The organism is Ruegeria sp. BF6, from assembly GCF_056538665.1.
The window spans coordinates 1-18264 of record NZ_JBQFTN010000001.1 but is presented as its reverse complement, the minus strand read 5'-3'; the positions used below and the strand labels follow the sequence as shown (position 1 = coordinate 18264).

The 18264-nt window shown below is 55.0% G+C and carries 16 protein-coding genes and 2 pseudogenes; 12 read left to right on the top strand and 6 right to left on the bottom strand.

The features are described from left to right. Positions 1–27: 27 nt before the first annotated feature. Positions 28–948, top strand: a complete 921-nt coding sequence (locus ACR0IM_RS00090; RefSeq protein ID WP_480596333.1) for a LysR family transcriptional regulator — start codon at positions 28–30, stop codon at positions 946–948. Here ACR0IM_RS00090 and ACR0IM_RS00085 read toward each other — a convergent pair. Next, positions 909–2603, bottom strand: a complete 1695-nt coding sequence (locus tag ACR0IM_RS00085; RefSeq protein ID WP_480596335.1) for a thiamine pyrophosphate-binding protein — start codon at positions 2601–2603, stop codon at positions 909–911. The genes ACR0IM_RS00090 and ACR0IM_RS00085 overlap by 40 nt on opposite strands. 112 nt (positions 2604–2715) lie before the next feature. On the opposite strand from ACR0IM_RS00085, the gene ACR0IM_RS00080 reads away from it, so the two are divergent. Together ACR0IM_RS00080 and ACR0IM_RS00075 are read left to right on the top strand one after the other, a co-directional pair. After that, the gene (locus tag ACR0IM_RS00080; protein ID WP_480596337.1) at positions 2716–3420 is read left to right on the top strand and encodes a GntR family transcriptional regulator; all 705 of its coding nucleotides are present in this window, start codon (positions 2716–2718) and stop codon (positions 3418–3420) included. Continuing rightward, the gene (locus ACR0IM_RS00075) at positions 3417–4127 is read left to right on the top strand and encodes an aspartate/glutamate racemase family protein (RefSeq protein WP_480596339.1); all 711 of its coding nucleotides are present in this window, start codon (positions 3417–3419) and stop codon (positions 4125–4127) included. The genes ACR0IM_RS00080 and ACR0IM_RS00075 overlap by 4 nt, the downstream gene beginning before the upstream one ends. 127 nt (positions 4128–4254) lie before the next feature. Here ACR0IM_RS00075 and ACR0IM_RS00070 read toward each other — a convergent pair. Continuing rightward, a pseudogene (locus ACR0IM_RS00070) lies at positions 4255–4855 on the bottom strand (IS6 family transposase); the annotation flags it as partial. A gap of 173 nt (positions 4856–5028) precedes the next feature. Between ACR0IM_RS00070 and ACR0IM_RS00065 the strand changes: the two are divergent. The 7 genes from ACR0IM_RS00065 to ACR0IM_RS00035 all read left to right on the top strand — a co-directional run bounded on the left by ACR0IM_RS00065 (position 5029) and on the right by ACR0IM_RS00035 (position 12570). Continuing rightward, the gene (locus ACR0IM_RS00065) at positions 5029–6054 is read left to right on the top strand and encodes a LacI family DNA-binding transcriptional regulator (protein ID WP_480680491.1); all 1026 of its coding nucleotides are present in this window, start codon (positions 5029–5031) and stop codon (positions 6052–6054) included. A gap of 95 nt (positions 6055–6149) precedes the next feature. Continuing rightward, positions 6150–7454, top strand: coding sequence for an ABC transporter substrate-binding protein (locus ACR0IM_RS00060; RefSeq protein ID WP_480596343.1), 1305 nt, complete (start codon positions 6150–6152; stop codon positions 7452–7454). Between the two features lie 108 nt (positions 7455–7562). Further along, entirely contained in the window at positions 7563–8429 is an 867-nt protein-coding gene (locus tag ACR0IM_RS00055) for a carbohydrate ABC transporter permease (protein ID WP_480596345.1), read from the top strand. 12 nt (positions 8430–8441) lie between these two features. Beyond that, on the top strand, positions 8442–9272 hold the full coding sequence (locus ACR0IM_RS00050) for a carbohydrate ABC transporter permease (RefSeq protein WP_480596347.1): 831 nt from the start codon (positions 8442–8444) through the stop codon (positions 9270–9272). Positions 9273–9284: 12 nt separating this feature from the next. Then, positions 9285–10289, top strand: a complete 1005-nt coding sequence (locus tag ACR0IM_RS00045) for an ABC transporter ATP-binding protein (RefSeq protein ID WP_480596349.1) — start codon at positions 9285–9287, stop codon at positions 10287–10289. Next, positions 10286–11059 carry an L-iditol 2-dehydrogenase gene (locus ACR0IM_RS00040; protein ID WP_480596351.1) on the top strand — a complete coding sequence of 258 codons (774 nt, stop codon included), beginning with the start codon at positions 10286–10288 and terminating at the stop codon, positions 11057–11059. Before ACR0IM_RS00045 ends, ACR0IM_RS00040 begins: the two co-directional genes overlap by 4 nt. Continuing rightward, positions 11059–12570 carry a mannitol dehydrogenase family protein gene (locus tag ACR0IM_RS00035; protein WP_480680490.1) on the top strand — a complete coding sequence of 504 codons (1512 nt, stop codon included), beginning with the start codon at positions 11059–11061 and terminating at the stop codon, positions 12568–12570. Before ACR0IM_RS00040 ends, ACR0IM_RS00035 begins: the two co-directional genes overlap by 1 nt. Before the next feature lie 284 nt (positions 12571–12854). On the opposite strand, the pseudogene ACR0IM_RS00030 reads toward ACR0IM_RS00035, so the two are convergent. From ACR0IM_RS00030 to ACR0IM_RS00015, 4 genes and pseudogenes are all read right to left on the bottom strand, one after another. Next, positions 12855–13106 (bottom strand): annotated as a pseudogene (locus ACR0IM_RS00030) (IS3 family transposase); the annotation flags it as partial. Between the two features lie 112 nt (positions 13107–13218). Beyond that, positions 13219–13440 (bottom strand): hypothetical protein, encoded by a 222-nt coding sequence (locus ACR0IM_RS00025; RefSeq protein ID WP_480680489.1) that lies wholly within the window; start codon positions 13438–13440, stop codon positions 13219–13221. A gap of 84 nt (positions 13441–13524) precedes the next feature. Then, a complete protein-coding gene (locus tag ACR0IM_RS00020) occupies positions 13525–14217 on the bottom strand; it encodes a glutathione S-transferase family protein (protein WP_480680488.1) in 693 nt (230 codons plus the stop codon). A 38-nt stretch (positions 14218–14255) separates the two neighbouring features. Continuing rightward, the gene (locus ACR0IM_RS00015; RefSeq protein ID WP_480680487.1) at positions 14256–14549 is read right to left on the bottom strand and encodes a PadR family transcriptional regulator; all 294 of its coding nucleotides are present in this window, start codon (positions 14547–14549) and stop codon (positions 14256–14258) included. A gap of 229 nt (positions 14550–14778) precedes the next feature. Here ACR0IM_RS00015 and ACR0IM_RS00010 point away from each other — a divergent pair, with 229 nt between their 5' ends. Together ACR0IM_RS00010 and ACR0IM_RS00005 are read left to right on the top strand one after the other, a co-directional pair. Then, positions 14779–15711 (top strand): DMT family transporter, encoded by a 933-nt coding sequence (locus ACR0IM_RS00010; RefSeq protein WP_480680486.1) that lies wholly within the window; start codon positions 14779–14781, stop codon positions 15709–15711. An 835-nt stretch (positions 15712–16546) separates the two neighbouring features. Further along, positions 16547–17158 (top strand): hypothetical protein, encoded by a 612-nt coding sequence (locus ACR0IM_RS00005; RefSeq protein WP_480596367.1) that lies wholly within the window; start codon positions 16547–16549, stop codon positions 17156–17158. Positions 17159–18264 lie beyond the last annotated feature (1106 nt).

Here is an 18264-nt window from a genome sequence, read left to right as displayed (position 1 = left end):
GTTCATCAGAAAAAGTGATGCTATCAGATGCCCCTGAGGTTTCGCCAACTACAAGCATTCCACGCCATAATGGAGACCGGAACCGTGACCGGTGCGGCCTCGGTTCTGGGCATCTCGCAACCGGGGATCAGCAACCTTCTGGCACAGCTTGAACGTGAGGCACGGTTGCCGCTGTTTGAACGAAACAGAGGCCGCCTACTGCCGACGCCTGAGGCCGAGTTGCTCTATCACGAAGTCGACACAGTGGTGCGCGGGTTGGATCATGTGGCGCAGGCTGTGACGGACCTGCAGAACAAGCACCCGGGTCAGTTACAGGTCGCTGCTCCTCATTTGCTCTCGTTCGGATTCATGCCCCGAGAAATCGCGCGATTTGCCAAGAGTCGCCCAAATCTGGCGGTCAGCTTTCAGTCGCAATACTCGTCGAAGATTCAGGAATGGGTGATCTCGGGCCTTTTTGAGATCGGTATTGTCGAGATGCCGATCCTGCACGACACGCTGAACTATCAGGTATTTCAATTCGAAACGCTGGCGACATTTCCCGAAGACAGCCCACTTGCAAAACACGACGTGCTGACGCCGGAGGTTCTGGAAAACGAGCCCTTCATCGTCATGGGCCCCGAGCACCAGACCCATCGCAGAACCCGTGACATTTTTCATAGCGCCGGGCGCAAATGGCGAACTCAGATTCACACGCATCTTTCTGAGAACCTGCTGAGTTTCGTAAAACAGGGCATGGGCGTCGCAATGATAGATCCGTTTACGGTCAACTTTGACGGAGAGAGCGGATATCAAACCCGCCCCTTCCGGCCCGCAGTCATGCTGGACCTCGCTATCATCACGGCCAAGGGCCGACCCCTTTCGACCATCGCGAAGGAGTTTTTGGCTCAGCTGACTCCGTCAATCGCCTCTTACGCAACCCATTCCGAAACGGGTGCTGCTGCCTCGTGAAGTTGTTGCGAGTGGATATCGACCAGCGTGGGACCGTCATGTTCGACGGCTTGTTTCAATACTTTGGGCAGGTCGTCGGGGTCTTTGACCGTCCATGATTTGACCCCAAAGGCAGACGCAACCGCTGCGTGGTCAGTGCGGTTGAAATCGACGTTATAGTACCGCTGGCCGAACCCGGATTCTTGGCCAGCCTTGATCCAGCCAAAGACGGAATTCGAGAACACGATCGAGGTGATCGGCATCTTGTGCCGCACCATGGTTTCAAACTCGCCGCAGGTAAACCCGAACGACCCATCACCCATGACAGACAGTGTCTTGACGGACGGGCGGCCCACATGCGCGCCCATCGCCGCGCCCAGCGAATACCCCAACGCCCCATGCGCCCGGTTGGTGATGAAGTGCCGCCCAGATTTGCGCCAACGGTAATGCGCGCTGAAATATGGGCAAGGTGTACCAGGATCGGCGACGACAATCGCATCATCATCGAGGATGCCCATCAGTGAGGCCATGACGGCCTCAGGCCGGATCGGGGTCTCACGGCTTGCGGCTAGCGGGGCGAACGCGGCCATCTTGGCCTCCCATGCTGCGTGAGCCTTAACTTCGCCGCCGAAGCTTGGCAAGTCCTGCCGTGCTTCCAAGGCTTTTGCCAGTGCCTCCAGCGCCAGACGAGCATCGGCGCAGATGGCCACTTCGGTCTGATAGTTCGCACCGATCACCATCGGGTCACTGTCTATGTGGATGATGGTGGTATTACGAGCCGGGCTCCTCCATCGTTCTGTAGTTACCGACCCGGCACGGCATCCGATGAACAGAACCACGTCTGCCTGATCGATCACGGCGCGGGTCGCGGGAACACCCCCATTCGACCCGACGACCCCCAGGGCCAGCGGGTCGGTCTCGGCGATGGAACCCTGCCCCGAAACCGTTGTGGCCACTGGCATATCCAGCAAACCCGCGACGCGATGCAATGCGCTTTCGGCCCCGGACAAGACCGGGCCGCCGCCACAGACGGCCACGGCAGATTTGGATTTGACCAGTATCTCTGCCGCAGCTTCAATAGCATCCAGATCGGGTCCGGCCCGCTCTGCCGGATAACTGCGGTGTCGTGCGTCGGCCCAGATCTCGACCTCATCCACCTGCGCCTTCTGAGTATCAAACGGCAGCGCCAGATGGGTCGCACCGGGTGTGCCGGTTGTCATTGCCCGGAACGCTGACCGCACCATTGCCGGCAGCCGTGCCGCGTCGTCCAGCGAGGCATTCCACTTGGCAAGAGGCCGGAACAACCCAGGTTGGTCCAGCTCGGTCAAAGGATATTTGCCCCGGCTGGTCGTCGCCACATCCGTGGTGATCGCAAGAATCGGTACTGAGCTTTCGTTGGCCTCGACCACCCCCGGCAGGATATAGGTCGCACCGCCACCAGAAGGCCCTTCGCAAACGCCCGGTTTGCCGGTTACGCGCGCATAACCATCTGCCATATAGGCCGCGTGCCGTTCATCACGGGTCAGAATGTGCTGAATACCATGATCCATCCGCGCCATCGCATCGTAGAAGGGCAGCGTGGTATCTCCGCACAAGCCGAACATATGCTTCACGCCATGCGCCTCTAGCATACGCACCATTGCCTCAGCCCCGGTCAGATAGTTCGTCCCTGTCATGGTTAGAGATTCCTTCGATTCACACCTGCATTCAGAACTGTATACAGTTTTGTATATTGATTTCAAGAACAGCCTGTGGCACCTGTGGAGCACCGGAAAAAGGGCAGAGTTCATGGCAGGTCCACGCGTTGACGACATCTATGATCAGGTGAAAGCGATGGCTGTTTCGTTCCGTCTGCGGCCCGGCGACCGCCTGAATGAGGTGGCCCTGTCCAAAGACCTCGGCGTCAGCCGTACACCGCTGCGGGAAGCGCTGAACCGGCTGGTTGCCGAACGGCTTTTCGATTTTCGCCCGGGTCAGGGCTTTTTCTGCCGTCCGCTGGATGCCCAGACCGTGTTCGACCTGTTCGAGATGCGCAAGATCATCGAGGTGGCTGCTGTTGGGGCGGCCTGCACAAAGGCAACCGACGAGGAGCTGCAGGCGCTGCGCGACGCGCTTTTCGCAACCGGCATCGACGTCACCGGCCTGACTGTCGAGGAAGCCGTTAGCCGAGACGAAGCGTTCCATCTGGGCATAGCAAAACTGTCCGGCAACGCGGAACTGCTGCAAACCCTGACCCGCATCAACGAACGCATCCGCTATATCCGCTGGATATCGATGAGCATGGATCGACTTCATCGTTCAAAAGACGAGCACAAACAGATCATGCAGGCCCTACTGGACCGCAACGCAGACGAGGCGGCGCGTGTATTGGGCGTTCACATCGCCAAGCGGATGGATCAGGTGCAGGACGCCGTGCGTCGCGGCATCTCCAGCATTTACATGGAAGGGTCCGAAGTCATTTCGACCCGCCTAATCGAAGAGGCACAGGCATGATCGCACAGGGTGGAAAATCCATTTACGGCGCATCGGTCGGCATCCTTATGCTGGACGCAAGATTTCCCCGTATCCCCGGCGATATGGGCAATGCGCAGACATGGCCATTCCCAGTAATGTATCGCATTGTCCGTGATGCCTCACCCGAACGGGTCGTTCGTCATAAGGCCGAAGGCATGCTGGATGCGTTCATCGAAGCGGCCCAGGATTTGGTCAAGGATGGGGTGGACGGAGTCACCACCAATTGCGGGTTTCTTTCCCTGTTCCAAAAAGAACTGTCCGAGGCTGTACCGGTACCTGTCGTCACATCCTCGCTCATGCAAGTCGAAATGGTGAACCGCACACTTCCAGCGGGCAAGCGTGCCGGGGTCTTGACCATCTCGGCATCCACGCTTACCCAGGATCACTTGCAGGCTGCGCACGTACCGCAAAACACCCCGATCGGCACCACCGAAGGTGGCCGCGAGTTTACTCGAGCCATTCTTGAAAACGAGGTGTCGCTCGATGTGGACAATGCCCGCTTAGACAATGTCGAGGCCGCTCTCGCGCTGCAATCAAACTACCCCGAGCTGGGTGCAATTGTTCTGGAATGCACAAATATGTGCCCCTACGCGGTGGATATTCAGAAGGCGACGGGCCTGCCGGTCTATTCCATGGTGACACTTGTCAGTTGGTTCCAGGCGGGGCTGACACCACCCGCGTATTAATAGTTGGCCAATCGGCTGGAGATGCACCAATTTCGAAGGTCTTTGTCACCTTCACTTCGGTGGGCTCTGTCAGACAAATTCGAACCAGTCTCAGCTCGGCCTGTAGAGCTGCCCTATAGGCCGCATCAAGTTCACGCCACTCGGCAAAAGCTGTGGAACTCCTGCGCTTGAAAGCGGTCGGTTGGTGAAGGATCGTTCCTGGTTGAAGTGGCTGTAGAAAGAAGAGTGAATTGCGGCGAATTTCTGCAAGCTGCGATTGTGCCTGAAACGCGGCATCGCGCTCTCGTCGTCGGAATGGCCGGTACGAGTTCTTAGCCTGATTGTTAAATCACTTGCCCGTTTGCTGTTTTCCGCAGGCGCAAACTTGTCTGAGCCAGACCCGATATGATGCGAAGCGATCAGGGAAACCTTAATCTATGTTACCGTTTCGGCTCATCAATTCTTTGAGTAATTTCAATGCCACCTACTTGTTTCGGCGTTTTAGTGACCACGACTCCAACACCTCGCCCTCATGATCGACGGCACGCCACAGGTAGTGCCGTTTTCCATTGATCTTCACAAACACTTCGTCGACAAGCGTTCTCGATTTTGAGTACGCGCTATATGATCACGTACAATACATCCGGTGCGAACACCGGGCTAAAATAGTTCCACCAGTAGCGCACTGTCTCTTGGCTCACTTTGATGCCACGCTCATGCGGAAGGCCTTCGACGTTTTGAAGGACCAAAATGGCAATCGTTTATTCATGATCTGAAGCTACGAAGGCCCCTTCCCGTCTCAAGACAGGTTCTTCTGACAATATTCACGGAACTTGTATGGCCATTGATTTTCTTGTCGCGCGCAAAGAATATGTAAAAGTATGATAAGATCAAGGCGGCTAAGATCGGCAGGCAGACTGGTATGACTAAGATAAAGAACATGGAAGAGTTCGCAGCCCTCAGCGGCATCTCGCGACCCACGGTGTCTAAATACTTCCACGATCCCGACAGCGTTCGCCCAACGACACGGGCCCGCATCGAAGAGGCGCTTGAGCGATTTGACTATCGCCCGAATATCTATGCTGTGAACCAGAACAGGAAGCTGACCAAAAACATCGGCATTGTCGTGCCCTATCTGGCTGATCCGTTCTTTGCCGAAATCGCGCGCTATCTGGAGCAGAGCTGCATCGCGGCTGGGTATCGCCCTTCCCTGTTCAGCTCTCACGGAGAACAAAAGCTGGAAAACGATATTTTGGACGGCTTGCAATCTATGAAGCCTGCCGGGGTTTTGTTGGCACCACTAGGACGAATTTCAGACCGCTCAGCGATCGAGAAGTTTTGTGCCAGTGTTCCGACTGTCCTGTTTGACAGCAATCTTGATGGACTGGGGGCCGCGTTCATCGGGTCAGACAATTTCAGCTTTGTGTCGCAGACCGTGGAATACATGACCCGGACGGGCGAACCCCCGTCTTTCTTTGAAATGCGCACTCCTGCAAACCCGAACGCCAACAAACGAAGAAAGGCCTATGTTGAAGTGATGGAGCGTCTAGGGTTCGAGCCTCAAATTATCAAAGTCGACGGCAAAGGATGGGCGTTTGAAGAGATCGGGCACAAAGGCGCGCTCAAAGTTCTGGAAGAGCGTCAACTACGGACTGACTCGGTATTGTGCAGCAATGACCGGCTGGCCATTGGCTTTCTTGCAGCCTGCTTCGAACAGGGGATTCGGGTCGGTCGAACAGAAGACTGCACGCTGCGGGTCGCCTCAAATGACGATCATCCGTTCGCAAAATTCACCTGCCCGTCGCTGACAACGGCTGCGCATGACTACGACAATGTAGCCGGACGAAGTGTCGAAACATTGTTCGAACTCATTGAAAATGGTGGAAAATTCAACTCTCGAACTGAAATACTTTTCCCGGCAAGGCTCGTATTAAGGGACTCTGCGTGACCAGCTATTTTTAACGCGCGTAAAGTTTTTATTGACGGCGCGACAACTTACGCATTACGCTCCCTGCATGACATCCAAGCTCAGGGAGGACAGGGATGTATCTGAAGCACGCACTTCACGCGGCGACTGCATTGACATTCGTCGCCACGGCCGCGGCCCACGCACAATCCATCACAATCGCCACAGTTAACAATGGCGACATGATCCGGATGCAGGGTTATACTGACAAATTCACCGAAGCGACCGGCATTGATGTCGAGTGGGTGACGCTGGAAGAAAACGTGCTGCGTCAGCGCGTCACCACCGATATCACGACCAAAGGCGGTCAGTTCGACATCATGACCATCGGCATGTACGAAACGCCCATCTGGGGCGCAAATGGTTGGTTGGTGCCTCTGGAAGGATTATCCGATGAATACGATGTGGATGACATCCTGCCTGCAATGCGCAACGGACTAAGCAATGACGGTACACTGTACGCGGCTCCGTTCTACGGCGAAAGCTCGATGATAATGTATCGCACAGACCTGATGGAAAAAGCAGGCCTGGAAATGCCGCAAGCGCCAACCTGGCAGTTCATCCGCGAGGCGGCAGCGGCGATGACGGACCGCGACAATGACATCAACGGTATCTGCTTACGCGGCAAGGCCGGTTGGGGTGAAGGCGGTGCTTTCATCACCGTGACCGGAAACTCGTTCGGCGCACGTTGGTTTGATGAAGACTGGAAGCCCCAGTTTGACCAGCCTGAATGGAACGAAGCACTGACTTTCTTCGTGGACATGATGGCCGAATCCGGACCAGCGGGTTATGCCACCAACGGATTCAATGAAAACCTGTCGCTGTTCCAGCAGGGCAAATGCGGCATGTGGATCGACGCTACCGTTGCAGCGTCCTTCGTGACCAATCCTGACGACTCGACCGTGGCGGACAAGGTCGGTTTTGCGTTAGCCCCGAATGCAGAAGGTGTCGACAAGCGCTCCAACTGGCTCTGGGCATGGGCGCTGGCCATTCCTGCAGGCACGCAGCAAGAGGATGCCGCCAAGCAGTTCATCGAATGGGCAACATCGAAAGAATACATCGAACTAGTGGCCGAAAACGAAGGCTGGGCCAACGTGCCACCGGGAGCACGCACCTCTTTGTATGAAAACCCCGAGTATCTGAAGGTGCCTTTCGCCCAGATGACGCTGGATTCGATCCTGTCGGCGGACCCGAACAATCCAACGGTAAAGCCGGTGCCATATGTTGGCATCCAGTTTGCAGCAATCCCGGAGTTTGCAGGTATCGCCACACAGGTGAGCCAAGAGTTCTCGGCAGTCTATGCCGGACAACAATCTGTGGAAGAAGCGCTGGAGAAAGCGCAGGCCTTCACTGCCGAAGAAATGGAAGCCGCAGGGTACTGAGGCATTCTCCCCGCGGGCGGGCAGAAGTCTGCCCCCCGCCTCCAACCCTTCCACAATTCGCGTTTTTCTCGCAGGCTGGGTAACGCCTGAACAGAGAGGGTTTGCGTTATGGCAACTCAACACTCCCGATCCGTCGCGCGCCTGATGATGGCACCTGCAGTGGTCCTGCTACTTGGCTGGATGCTCGTGCCGCTGACGATGACGCTGTACTTTTCCTTCAAGAAATACCTGCCCCTGCGTGGTGGTGACCTGGGCTGGGTCGGATTCGACAACTACGTCCGGTTCGTGTCCTCAAGCTCTTTCTGGCCCGCGGTGCAAGCGACGCTGGTGATCGTCGGCGGCGTCCTGGTGATCACAGTAATTCTGGGCATCCTGCTGGCCATGCTGCTGGATCAACCTATGTGGGGTCAGGGCGTTGTCCGCATCCTAGTGATTGCTCCGTTCTTTGTTATGCCCACCGTGTCTGCGTTGGTCTGGAAGAACATGTTCATGGACCCCGTAAATGGCTTGCTTGCCCACCTCTGGCGCCTTTTTGGAGCCGAACCGATATCTTGGCTTTCTGAGGCATCGATGACCTCGATCATCATGATCGTGTCGTGGCAGTGGCTGCCCTTTGCGACGCTAATCCTGCTCACCGCGATCCAATCGCTGGACAGTGAGCAGCTGGAAGCGGCCGAAATGGATGGTGCCCCGGTACTGAAGCGATTTTACCACATCGTCCTGCCGCATCTCAGCCGCGCGATAACCATCGTGATTCTGATCCAGACGATCTTTCTGTTGTCGATCTTCGCCGAGATATTCGTGACCACCGGCGGCGCCTTCGGCACCCGCACACTCACCTACCTGATCTTCCAGCGCGTGCTGGAAAGCCAGAATGTCGGCCTTGGATCAGCCGGAGGTGTCTACGCAATCATCCTTGCCAACATCGTTGCCATCTTCCTGATGCGCATCGTCGGCAAAAACCTGGACGCGTGAGGAGGAACGACCATGGCCCGCGCCGTCACGACACAACGCAAATCACTGAACACGGCTATCGCCTGGGCAATAGGTCTGCTGATCTTTTTCCCGATCCTGTGGACCATCCTGACCAGCTTCAAAACCGAGGCGCAGGCCATTGCCAGCCCTCCCCTGTTCTTGAACTTCGACTGGACGCTTGAGAATTATGCCATCGTGCAGGAGCGATCCGACTACATGCGGTTTCTGTGGAATTCAGTAATCATCGCGGGCGGATCAACCATTCTTGGCGTAATCATCGCAGTGCCTGCAGCGTGGGCAATGGCCTTCGTGCCATCCAAGCGTACCAAGGACATCCTGCTGTGGATGCTGTCGACCAAGATGTTGCCTGCAGTGGGCGTGCTTTATCCGATCTACCTGCTGTTCATCCGCCTGGGGCTGCTGGACACACGCGGCGGTCTGGTTGTGGTGCTGATGCTGATCAACCTGCCGATCATCGTCTGGATGCTCTACACCTACTTCCGTGAAATCCCCGGTGAAATTCTTGAAGCCGCGCGGATGGACGGTGCGACGCTGAAAGAGGAAATCCTCTATGTTCTGACGCCCATGGCCGTGCCAGGCATCGCTTCGACAGTTCTTCTGAACTTCATCCTGGCCTGGAACGAGGCATTCTGGACGCTGAACCTAACGGCTGTCGATGCCGCCCCGCTGACCGCTTTCATCGCCAGCTATTCCAGCCCCGAGGGCCTGTTCTTTGCCAAGCTCAGTGCAGCCTCGACCATGGCGATCGCGCCAATCCTCATCCTTGGCTGGTTCAGCCAGAAACAACTTGTCCGCGGCCTGACCTTCGGCGCTGTGAAATAAGGAGCACTCCTCATGGGACGTATTCAACTCAAGTCCGTGACCAAAAGCTTCGGCGACGTTGAGGTCATTCCACCGCTTGACCTGACAATCGAGGACGGCGAATTCACAGTCTTCGTCGGACCTTCGGGTTGCGGTAAATCCACACTTCTGCGCCTGATCGCGGGGTTGGAGGATATCACCTCGGGCTCCATCGACATTGACGGATCTGATGCCACCGACGTGCCGCCTGCCAAGCGCGGTCTGGCCATGGTGTTCCAGTCTTACGCTTTGTACCCGCACATGACGGTGCGCAAGAACATCGCCTTTCCGCTTCGCATGGCGAAACTGGATCAAGCTGAAATCGACAAACGCGTCGAGGGAGCGGCAAGTGTCCTGAACCTCACCGATTATCTGGACCGCCGCCCCGGTCAACTTTCCGGCGGGCAGCGTCAGCGCGTTGCAATTGGTCGCGCGATTGTCCGCGAACCGGCGGCGTTCCTGTTCGACGAACCGCTGTCCAACCTCGACGCTGCGCTGCGCGTCGGAATGCGGCTGGAGATCAGCGAATTACACGAACGCCTCGCTACGACGATGATCTACGTCACCCATGACCAGGTCGAAGCGATGACAATGGCCGACAAGATCGTCGTTCTCCAGGCCGGTGTGATCGAGCAGGTCGGCTCACCGCTAGAACTCTACCGCACACCGCGCAACCTGTTCGTAGCGGGGTTCATCGGCTCACCCAAGATGAACTTCATCGAAGGTCCAGAAGCCGCAAAACACGGCGCCCAAACCATCGGCATCCGCCCGGAACACATCGCAGTTTCAGAAACCGAAGGTGAATGGTCTGGGGTCGTCAGCGTCTCTGAACACCTAGGCTCGGACACATTCTTCCATGTTCACGAAACTGGTTTGGCTGAAACAATCACCGTCCGCGCAGATGGCGAAGTTGGTTTCCGCCATGGGGATCGCATCCACCTGACCCCACGCGCCGATGTCATCCACCGGTTTGACGCAAAAGGTTTGCGGATCGAATGACCCGACTGACTGGTAAAACTGCCCTTATCACTGGGGCCGCGCGCGGGATAGGATTGGCCTTTGCCCAGGCCTATGTGGCAGAGGGCGCGCGTGTCGCGATTGCCGACATTGACAGTCGGCGGGCACAAGTTGCAGCGGCTGAAATCGGCGAGGCCGCCTTGGCTGTCGAAATGGATGTGACCGATCAGCAAAGCATCGACGAAGCTGTCGCATGTACAGCGGCGCATTTCGGTCCCATCGACATCCTGATCAACAACGCAGCAATTTTCACCGCTGCTCCTATTGTCGAAATTGAGCGCTCCGACTACGCCCGCGTCTTTGACATCAATGTCGCAGGTGCTCTGTTCACCATGCAAGCCGTGGCACGCCATATGATCGAGCACGGCACCAAAGGCCGGATCATCAACATGGCCTCGCAAGCCGGACGGCGCGGAGAACCTTTGGTCGCGGTCTACTGCGCCAGCAAAGCCGCGATCATTTCTCTGACTCAATCAGCGGGGCTGAACCTGATCCGGCAAGGGATCAACGTGAACGCCATCGCACCGGGCGTTGTGGACGGAGAACATTGGGACGGGGTCGACGCGTTTTTTGCCAAACACGAAGGCAAAGCGCCCGGACAGAAAAAGCTCGAGGTCGCGGCCGAGGTTCCCTATGGCCGCATGGCCCGGGCCGATGACCTGACCGGGATGGCGGTTTTTCTCGCCTCGGACGAGGCAAAATACATCGTCGCGCAAACCTACAATGTCGACGGCGGAAACTGGATGAGCTGATGGACCCTCTGGCGCACGCAATACCTACAACACGGCTGAAACTTGGTAGCCTTTCAGAGCTACCCGCGACTGTCAGGTACCCTACATATGAGCGATCCGGCCTCGCGCCGGGTATTGTCCATATCGGACTCGGCAATTTTCATCGGGCGCATCAGGCCTGGTACGTTCATCAGCTGATGCAGCAGGGGCAGGCCCTTGACTGGGCGATCATCGGGGCTGGTGTGCGAGACTACGACGCCGAGATGCGAGAGAAGCTACTTGAGCAGGACTGTCTAACAACACTGATCGAGCTGGATCCGAAAGGTGTATCCGCCGAGGTAATTGGTCCGATGATTGACTACTTGCCGATTGAGGCAGGCAATGCCGCTCTAATCCGGAAAATGGCCGACCCATCCATCCGTATCGTTTCACTAACAATTACCGAAGGCGGGTATTATCTGGACTCCAACACCGGTGCGTTCAACACTGACCACAATGATATTCGTTACGATGCGGCAAACCCCAACCAGCCGCGCACGGCCTTCGGCTCTATTGTCTCAGCGCTAAAGCAGCGTCGTGCAAATGGCGTCAAACCTTTTACTGCATTGAGCTGTGACAACCTTCAGGGCAATGGGACCATCCTGCGGAACTGCGTCGTTGGCTTGGCGCGCATGTCCGACCCTGAACTGGCCGACTGGATCGACCAGAACGGCGCGTTCCCCAATTCTATGGTGGACTGCATCGTGCCCGCGACAACTGACCAAGTTGTATCGCAGTGCCACGCGCTTGGCGTAGATGATCGCGCACCCGTCTCGCACGAGAATTTTCGCCAGTGGGTGATCGAAGATGACTTCTGCGCCGGGCGGCCGCCGCTTGAACAAGTTCGGGTAACGTTGACCCACGACGTTCATAGTTATGAGATAATGAAACTGCGCATTTTGAACGGAGGCCACCAACTGCTCGCAAATGTCGGGGAAATTTTGAATGTCCCGACGATTTCAGACTGCATGCAGGACCCGGACATCTTGGCGTTCTTCAGAAAAGCTCAAGCTGAAGAAATTCTGCCTCATGTCGAAGCCGTCCCGGGAACGACCGCGAAAGAGTACCTTGGATTGGTTGAGAGGCGATTTGCAAACACAGCAATTCACGATACAACGCGACGGGTCGCGTTCGACGGATCGGCACGACATCCAGGGTTTCTGCTGCCTTCGCTGCGCGACGCACTTGCGTCCGGCTCTTCTGTAAACGGGCTCGCGCTGGCCGAAGCATTCTGGTGCCGGATGTGTGCAGGAGTTCGTGAAGATGGCTCCGAAATCTCTCCAAATGACCCCCTTTGGGAAAACCTATTTGAAACCGCGTTGGCGGCCAGAACCGATCCAGGACTATGGCTTGAGCAAAGCCTGTACTGTGGTGATTTTGGCCGCGGCACACAGTTTTCAGAATCCTTTACCGGGTGGCTGACCCAGATCTGGCAAGGTGGCAGCCGGGCAGCTATAGCTGAATATGTCGCTAACAATTCAATGCCACACTAACTTCGCGTTACTCGGATCAATCAGTAGCAGACACAAATTGCTTTTTTTGAAATTTTGACCGCTGTGTTCACTTCAGGTACTCGGCCCGCGAGATCAAAGCGTTGCCCGAAGTCGGCCATGCGAAACGAAGCCATCCTTCGTGGCGTCGGCACCAAATTCTGGTTCAGAACGCCTCTGCGGCTTCTGTAGTGACACCAGGTATCGAAATGCTAACCGACTAATCCAAAGACCCAACCCGCTGCCATTTATCCGGTTGCCGCAAAAAAGAGGTAGAGCAAGAACAGCTTGACTTTCGCATGCCAACCGGCATCTCTCAGCAGAGCCGCGATCCTACGATAGGCGTATCGGCTAAATTGCCGGGTCAGCTCGATCATTTCGGCCACCAACCGTTCTTCATCAAGTCGACCAAGCGGTACCTTACGCTGTGTGGATCGACGTTGCCTCGGAACGCGACATGCACGGCGTTCCGAGACATTCAGCTCCGCACGAAAACGATCAATACAAGCACGGCGACGAGCGGGGCTCAGAAGTTTCCCTTCGCGACTTCCGCAGAGGTAATGACCTTGCCAAACTGGTGATAGGCCGACGTTTGCATCAACACAGTATCGCGCTCATCGGTCGCCTCACGAATGATCAGCGAAATTGCGGTCAACACACCGGGAAAAGCGACAAAGTTTCAGGATCTAGCGACAGGTCATTGCGGCGTTCGTGCCAATCTGAGATCGCCTTGAAAATACCTTCATAGTTGAACTCGTATGCAAACTGATCGCAACCCGAGACATACTGCAAAGCCTCTGTGATTGGTGTGGCTAACGGCAGATTGATGCCTGCCACCCATAGGGGCACAACATCATCGGTGCCGAAGAACATGTTCAGTTGTTTGGGATTGTGACGCACAAAGTGGTCGCCGGTTTTGTTGGGTGCCTGATCAAATTTGCTCGTGAGGGTTGTCCTTTACGCAGCCACTTCCGCGGCAGTGCGGTCAAGATGGGTATGGTCAGACAGGTAGAATGCCTTGAAAGCTTCCCCGAACCCGTGGGCAACGGACTTTTCTGCCAAGCCGGGCTCCATCAGTTTTTGTTGCCAGGCTTTCAGTTTCGGGCGGTTGCCAATGAAGTCGAAGCCACTGTATTTCTCGATGACGGCCGCGCGTTGCAGCAAAACCAGCCAGGATACATCCACGGTACTGATCGAATCTCCGGAAAAGAACAGCGTGTCGCCCAGCTGTTTTTCGATGCGATCAAAGGCCTGATCCAGTTTGATACGCCGTTCCGTCAACACATCTTTGTCGGCGCTGCGCTTCGACGCGCACTGCACCAGATAGTTCTTTTTCGCCAGATAGCCCCAGGCACGGTTATGGGCTTTCTGTTCCAGCGAAAGTCCAGGCTGGAGAGCGGGATACGTCTCTTCAAGATACTCGAAAATCGCGTCGCTCTCGAAAAGCGCGTCTCCACGTTCTTTTATCAATACAGGCACTTGCCCATTGGGCGATACATCCAAAAACCACTGCGGTTTGCCGCTCAAGCTGATGAATTCCAGCTCATAGGGAATGTTCTTGGCTTCCAGCAGGGCTGTAACGCGGTGAACAAATGGACAGATTCTGAAGCTTAAAATATCCGTAACTTTGCCTTTCGATGCATCGAGCATCAAAGCTTCAAGTTGGAATTTTCCCTACTTTGCAGCCATCAGGAACAGTCCTGCAAGCAACGGTTGATTTTCATCCACTCTGCCAATGCGGCCTGAAAGGCCTTCCGGCCCTTTTCAGTGACAGCGTAAATCTTTCGCTCACGACCAGATACAACCTCCGGTTCGAGTGTCGCGTAACCGCCATCTATGAATTGCTTAAGCACCGGATATATCGTGCCTTCTTTTGGCGTACAGCAACCTTTGGTGCGGCGTTCGACCTCTTTGGCGATTTCATTGCCGTGCAGTTCTTTATCCTGCAAAACGCACAGGATGAAAAACTTGGACAAGCTCATCTTGATTGTATTGCTCCAATACTCGGTTCTGGTCAGGTCAGGAGTCTCGGTTTTTTCTTCATGGGGCCCCTTAATACATCGACCATCGATGCGTCAGAGAAGATGCAAACTTGGGATTGCGTGGTGCGCTTTGTCCTGCACAGGGCCTTTTCCGCAAGAAACGGGTCGCGGTATCAGGGTTGCCCAAGCTAGTCCGTTAGCTGGAACGCTAGTGACGGAAGAGTTAGATATGACAACGCAAACCCTGCCAACGATGGATTTGAGAGCCAGCGTCATGCTGCTTCTGCTCGCGGCTGTTTGGGGCGGGTCGTTCTTCTTTGGCGAGGTTGCACTGTCCGAGGTGCCACCACTTACAATTACGTTGCACAGGGTTGTTTGGGCGGTTCCTATCCTTGCGCTAATCGTCATGTTCAAAGGACTGAGTGTCCCACGCACCCCTCGCGTATGGGGCGCTTACCTCGTAATGGGAGCACTCAACAACGCAATCCCTTTTTCGTTGATCTTCTGGGGACAAACGCAAATCGACAGCGGGCTGGCCTCAATCCTGAATGCCACGACAGCAATGTTCGCAGCAGTCGTGGCGGGTTTGCTTCTTAAGGACGAGCCGCTGACTCCGAAGAAAGTAGCAGGTGCTACCCTAGGTATTTTAGGGGTGGCGTTCATTATGGGGCCAAGTGCATTAACTGAGTTCAATCCGAGCAATCTGGCACAGCTGGCTATCCTTGGGGCGACGCTCTCTTATGCTTTTGCCGGTGTCTGGGGCAAAACTGCTCTTTCTGGCCAACCACCACATGTGAATGCACTTGGTATGCTGATCGGCAGCACAGTGCTTATGATCCCTATTGTTCTCGTGATGGATGGCCCGCCAAACTTGGCTCTGTCAACAGGTGTATGGGCGGCGCTCATTGGGATGGCCGCATTATCAACAGCATTGGCCTATGTGCTCTATTTCGCAATCCTTGCGCGAGCCGGTGCCGCCAACCTTCTTTTAGTTACGTTGCTGATCCCTCCATTTGCTATTGGCTTGGGTGTTGTTTTCCTGGGTGAAAAGATGGAGCCGAATGCGTGGATTGGATTTGCCATCATTGCTTTGGGCTTTGCAGTAACCGATGGTCGACTTTTTTCACGCTTCCCTAAACGCAAGCCCCAACAAGCTGAGTGAGGCACATTTCGGAATACCCTGACCACCACGCTACAGGGTGGCGATCCCCGTCGTCACCAACTGACCCGGCGAAGCGTCGGATCATTATTGGAGATGCGGACATTCAGCAAGGGCAACCGAAAGGCGGCAAAGTCCGCTTATCGGCCATCCGACACCGGGCTTTGAACGTCCGGAATGTGCGGTCTGCGACCTGCCGCAAGAGCGAAAGACTGAAGTGGGATCAACGACGGCTCAGGGCATGTGGCAAATCTCAAAGGCCGCACAGCATCCTGTTATTTTGTCCCTCGCCAGCGCCGGGTTGTCTTTGTAGGGGGGCTTTGCGGTTCGGAGGATTAGTAATGGGAACACCAGACTTAACCGAACCAGCCATTTGATACGCCCGCGAGATCGACGCTGTACCCAAAGTTGGCGGTGCTGACCTTTTGCCCATTTTTACGCCGCGACCAAAATGGGCTTCCAACGCAAAGCGGACCAACCGCCATTGGTTCGAAGCTACGATAGCTGCCGTACAATGCACGGCTTCAGAACCAATAAACGGCGAGACACCAAAGTCCTTTGCAGGAGTGGAAGCAAGTTGGACGAATCTTTACCGAATTGTTTCCCTTTGAGCACAAATTGCCCTCAAACTAAAACTTTGTTTAGTTGACCACCCAAATTCAACGCAAAATCCGACGAAACTGTGAACAAATGTTGGGTTTAAGGCAGAAACATGTCTTTGTAGCCTCTGAGAGTTCCTCCCGAAATAGTTGTTCCGGGGAGCATTTGTGGCACTTGGCACAGTAGCAAGTGAGTTTCGCCTAGCGGCAAATAAAAGCGTAACGATTAAGAGGGTGTAATGAAATTGAAGATTCTGGCAGCTTCAGCCATAGCGATTTCTGGTGTTGCCGCAGGAACTTCGGCTTCGGCCGTAACTGTTCAACCGGACTTTCTGATCATTGAAAGCAATAAAAACCGGGGTAACGGCAATGCTGTAGGCGACGTCAACGGCACTCAAGCTCTTGGCCTCATTACCGGGACTATCGGTATAGCCGGTAGGATCGTCGATGGAGTAGACGCTTTTTCATTTACATCTCTAAAGAATTTCAATTTGGATTTCGTGAACCTATTAGGTTTGGACGGGCTAGATATCGATGATTGTGAAGGCTTCGACGGCAGCGACTGTAGTCAGGGTTCCGAGAACAATGAAGCCGACCGTGAGGCACGGTTCTCGCTTTACGATGGCACTACGACAACATCGGTGAATTTCACGAGCAACATCGTGGCAGGAACGTCCATTTTTTCCAACATAGCGGCGGGCTCCTACACGTTTTCGATCAAAGGTTTATCCGGCTCCGCTGGCTCCACATACGATGTGGCTATTTCGCCTGTTCCAGTCCCTGCCGGGCTTCCTTTGCTCCTAACTGCAATTGCTTTGACAGGGTTTGTTGCGCGCAGGAAGCAAAGATGATGTAAGGCGCTAAGCTTATGGAGAGAGGCCCATGGGTCTCTTTTCTTTTGGGGGCTTAGGCTTCTTGCTCCACTCAGAATAACGTCGAAATTCTGTTGATGTGAGATAGCCCCAGGAATCAATCTGTTACGTCCAACTTGGTCGGCGACTTTCGTGGCATTATCGCGGGTTTGCAAGGCACGTCACCTGATGAATAGCAGCCATTGGTACAAAGAACAGCATCGATCAAAGTTGGTTCTGAGCTATCATTCGAGAGTCATCAAATGAAAGGCTCATGGCCGCTTTCTGGCCCATAGCTGCCGTTGAGCACAACACTCGGTCGCCGCGCTGCAGCCAGTCGAAGCTGCCGTTCGCTGCGCCTGCGAGTTTCGCTGCAGAGCGTATTCTCTGCAACGCGCGACAAACCTGTCGCTCGCATTCACGAAATGATCAGTAGCAACTTTCACATTCTTGCTGCTTGAAAGGGCCTTCAGCATAGCGATGTGAAGCTCCCAAAACCAACCACTCGTGCTCAGCGCAACATTTTTGATTCGAGCAGGGCTTTGCCACCAGAAATTTGAACGCTGATTTAGGTAATCCTCTTAACAAGTTTCGTCAGTATCTACTTGGTGTTTCAAGAACTGAGTTTCGCGTTTTGCTGTCGGTACGAAAGATCCTGTCCACGACAAATTGGAACGGAAAGTGAAGCCATAATTTTTTCAGTTCTTCGATAAGCTGCTCTGCCTCTTCCCAATTGCCCAGGTGATCGCGCGAGACCGTTTGGAATAAAAGTGATGGGGCACTGATGGGCGCACCTGCAGCTGGTGCGCCCTGATAGGCTTCCACAGCATTTTCGAAATTCCCAAGCCTAAGTTGGGAGACCCCCAGATATTTCTCGCGCCAAGGCAGCCAGATCCCGTTCTGAGTCTCTTAGGGTTGCTGACATCAGCGGCGAGTTCAGGCGCATTGGCAACAATGGCCGCAACTCCAACGAGGTCCAAAGCATAACCATCTAGGTGCAAGTTCCGCAGAAAGTTGAGCCTCCCCAACTGAACTGGTCCACCGTTATGTTTGGAAAACGGAGGGCCAAGGATGGCCAACAAGTGACCGAAGCCCAAAGAGATTGT

Excerpts from the sequence above, each read along its gene's own strand:
- ACR0IM_RS00050 (WP_480596347.1), top strand. The coding sequence starts at position 8,442 with ATGGCCCGCGCCGTCACGACACAACGCAAATCACTGAACACGGCTATC.
- ACR0IM_RS00015 (WP_480680487.1), bottom strand. The coding sequence starts at position 14,549 with ATGAGCTTGTCCAAGTTTTTCATCCTGTGCGTTTTGCAGGATAAAGAA.
- ACR0IM_RS00065 (WP_480680491.1), top strand. The coding sequence starts at position 5,029 with ATGACTAAGATAAAGAACATGGAAGAGTTCGCAGCCCTCAGCGGCATC.
- ACR0IM_RS00080 (WP_480596337.1), top strand. The coding sequence starts at position 2,716 with ATGGCAGGTCCACGCGTTGACGACATCTATGATCAGGTGAAAGCGATG.
- ACR0IM_RS00060 (WP_480596343.1), top strand. The coding sequence starts at position 6,150 with ATGTATCTGAAGCACGCACTTCACGCGGCGACTGCATTGACATTCGTC.
- ACR0IM_RS00025 (WP_480680489.1), bottom strand. The coding sequence starts at position 13,440 with ATGTTCTTCGGCACCGATGATGTTGTGCCCCTATGGGTGGCAGGCATC.
- ACR0IM_RS00075 (WP_480596339.1), top strand. The coding sequence starts at position 3,417 with ATGATCGCACAGGGTGGAAAATCCATTTACGGCGCATCGGTCGGCATC.
- ACR0IM_RS00020 (WP_480680488.1), bottom strand. The coding sequence starts at position 14,217 with ATGCTCGATGCATCGAAAGGCAAAGTTACGGATATTTTAAGCTTCAGA.
- ACR0IM_RS00010 (WP_480680486.1), top strand. The coding sequence starts at position 14,779 with ATGACAACGCAAACCCTGCCAACGATGGATTTGAGAGCCAGCGTCATG.
- ACR0IM_RS00055 (WP_480596345.1), top strand. The coding sequence starts at position 7,563 with ATGGCAACTCAACACTCCCGATCCGTCGCGCGCCTGATGATGGCACCT.
- ACR0IM_RS00090 (WP_480596333.1), top strand. The coding sequence starts at position 28 with ATGCCCCTGAGGTTTCGCCAACTACAAGCATTCCACGCCATAATGGAG.
- ACR0IM_RS00005 (WP_480596367.1), top strand. The coding sequence starts at position 16,547 with ATGAAATTGAAGATTCTGGCAGCTTCAGCCATAGCGATTTCTGGTGTT.
- ACR0IM_RS00040 (WP_480596351.1), top strand. The coding sequence starts at position 10,286 with ATGACCCGACTGACTGGTAAAACTGCCCTTATCACTGGGGCCGCGCGC.
- ACR0IM_RS00035 (WP_480680490.1), top strand. The coding sequence starts at position 11,059 with ATGGACCCTCTGGCGCACGCAATACCTACAACACGGCTGAAACTTGGT.
- ACR0IM_RS00045 (WP_480596349.1), top strand. The coding sequence starts at position 9,285 with ATGGGACGTATTCAACTCAAGTCCGTGACCAAAAGCTTCGGCGACGTT.
- ACR0IM_RS00085 (WP_480596335.1), bottom strand. The coding sequence starts at position 2,603 with ATGACAGGGACGAACTATCTGACCGGGGCTGAGGCAATGGTGCGTATG.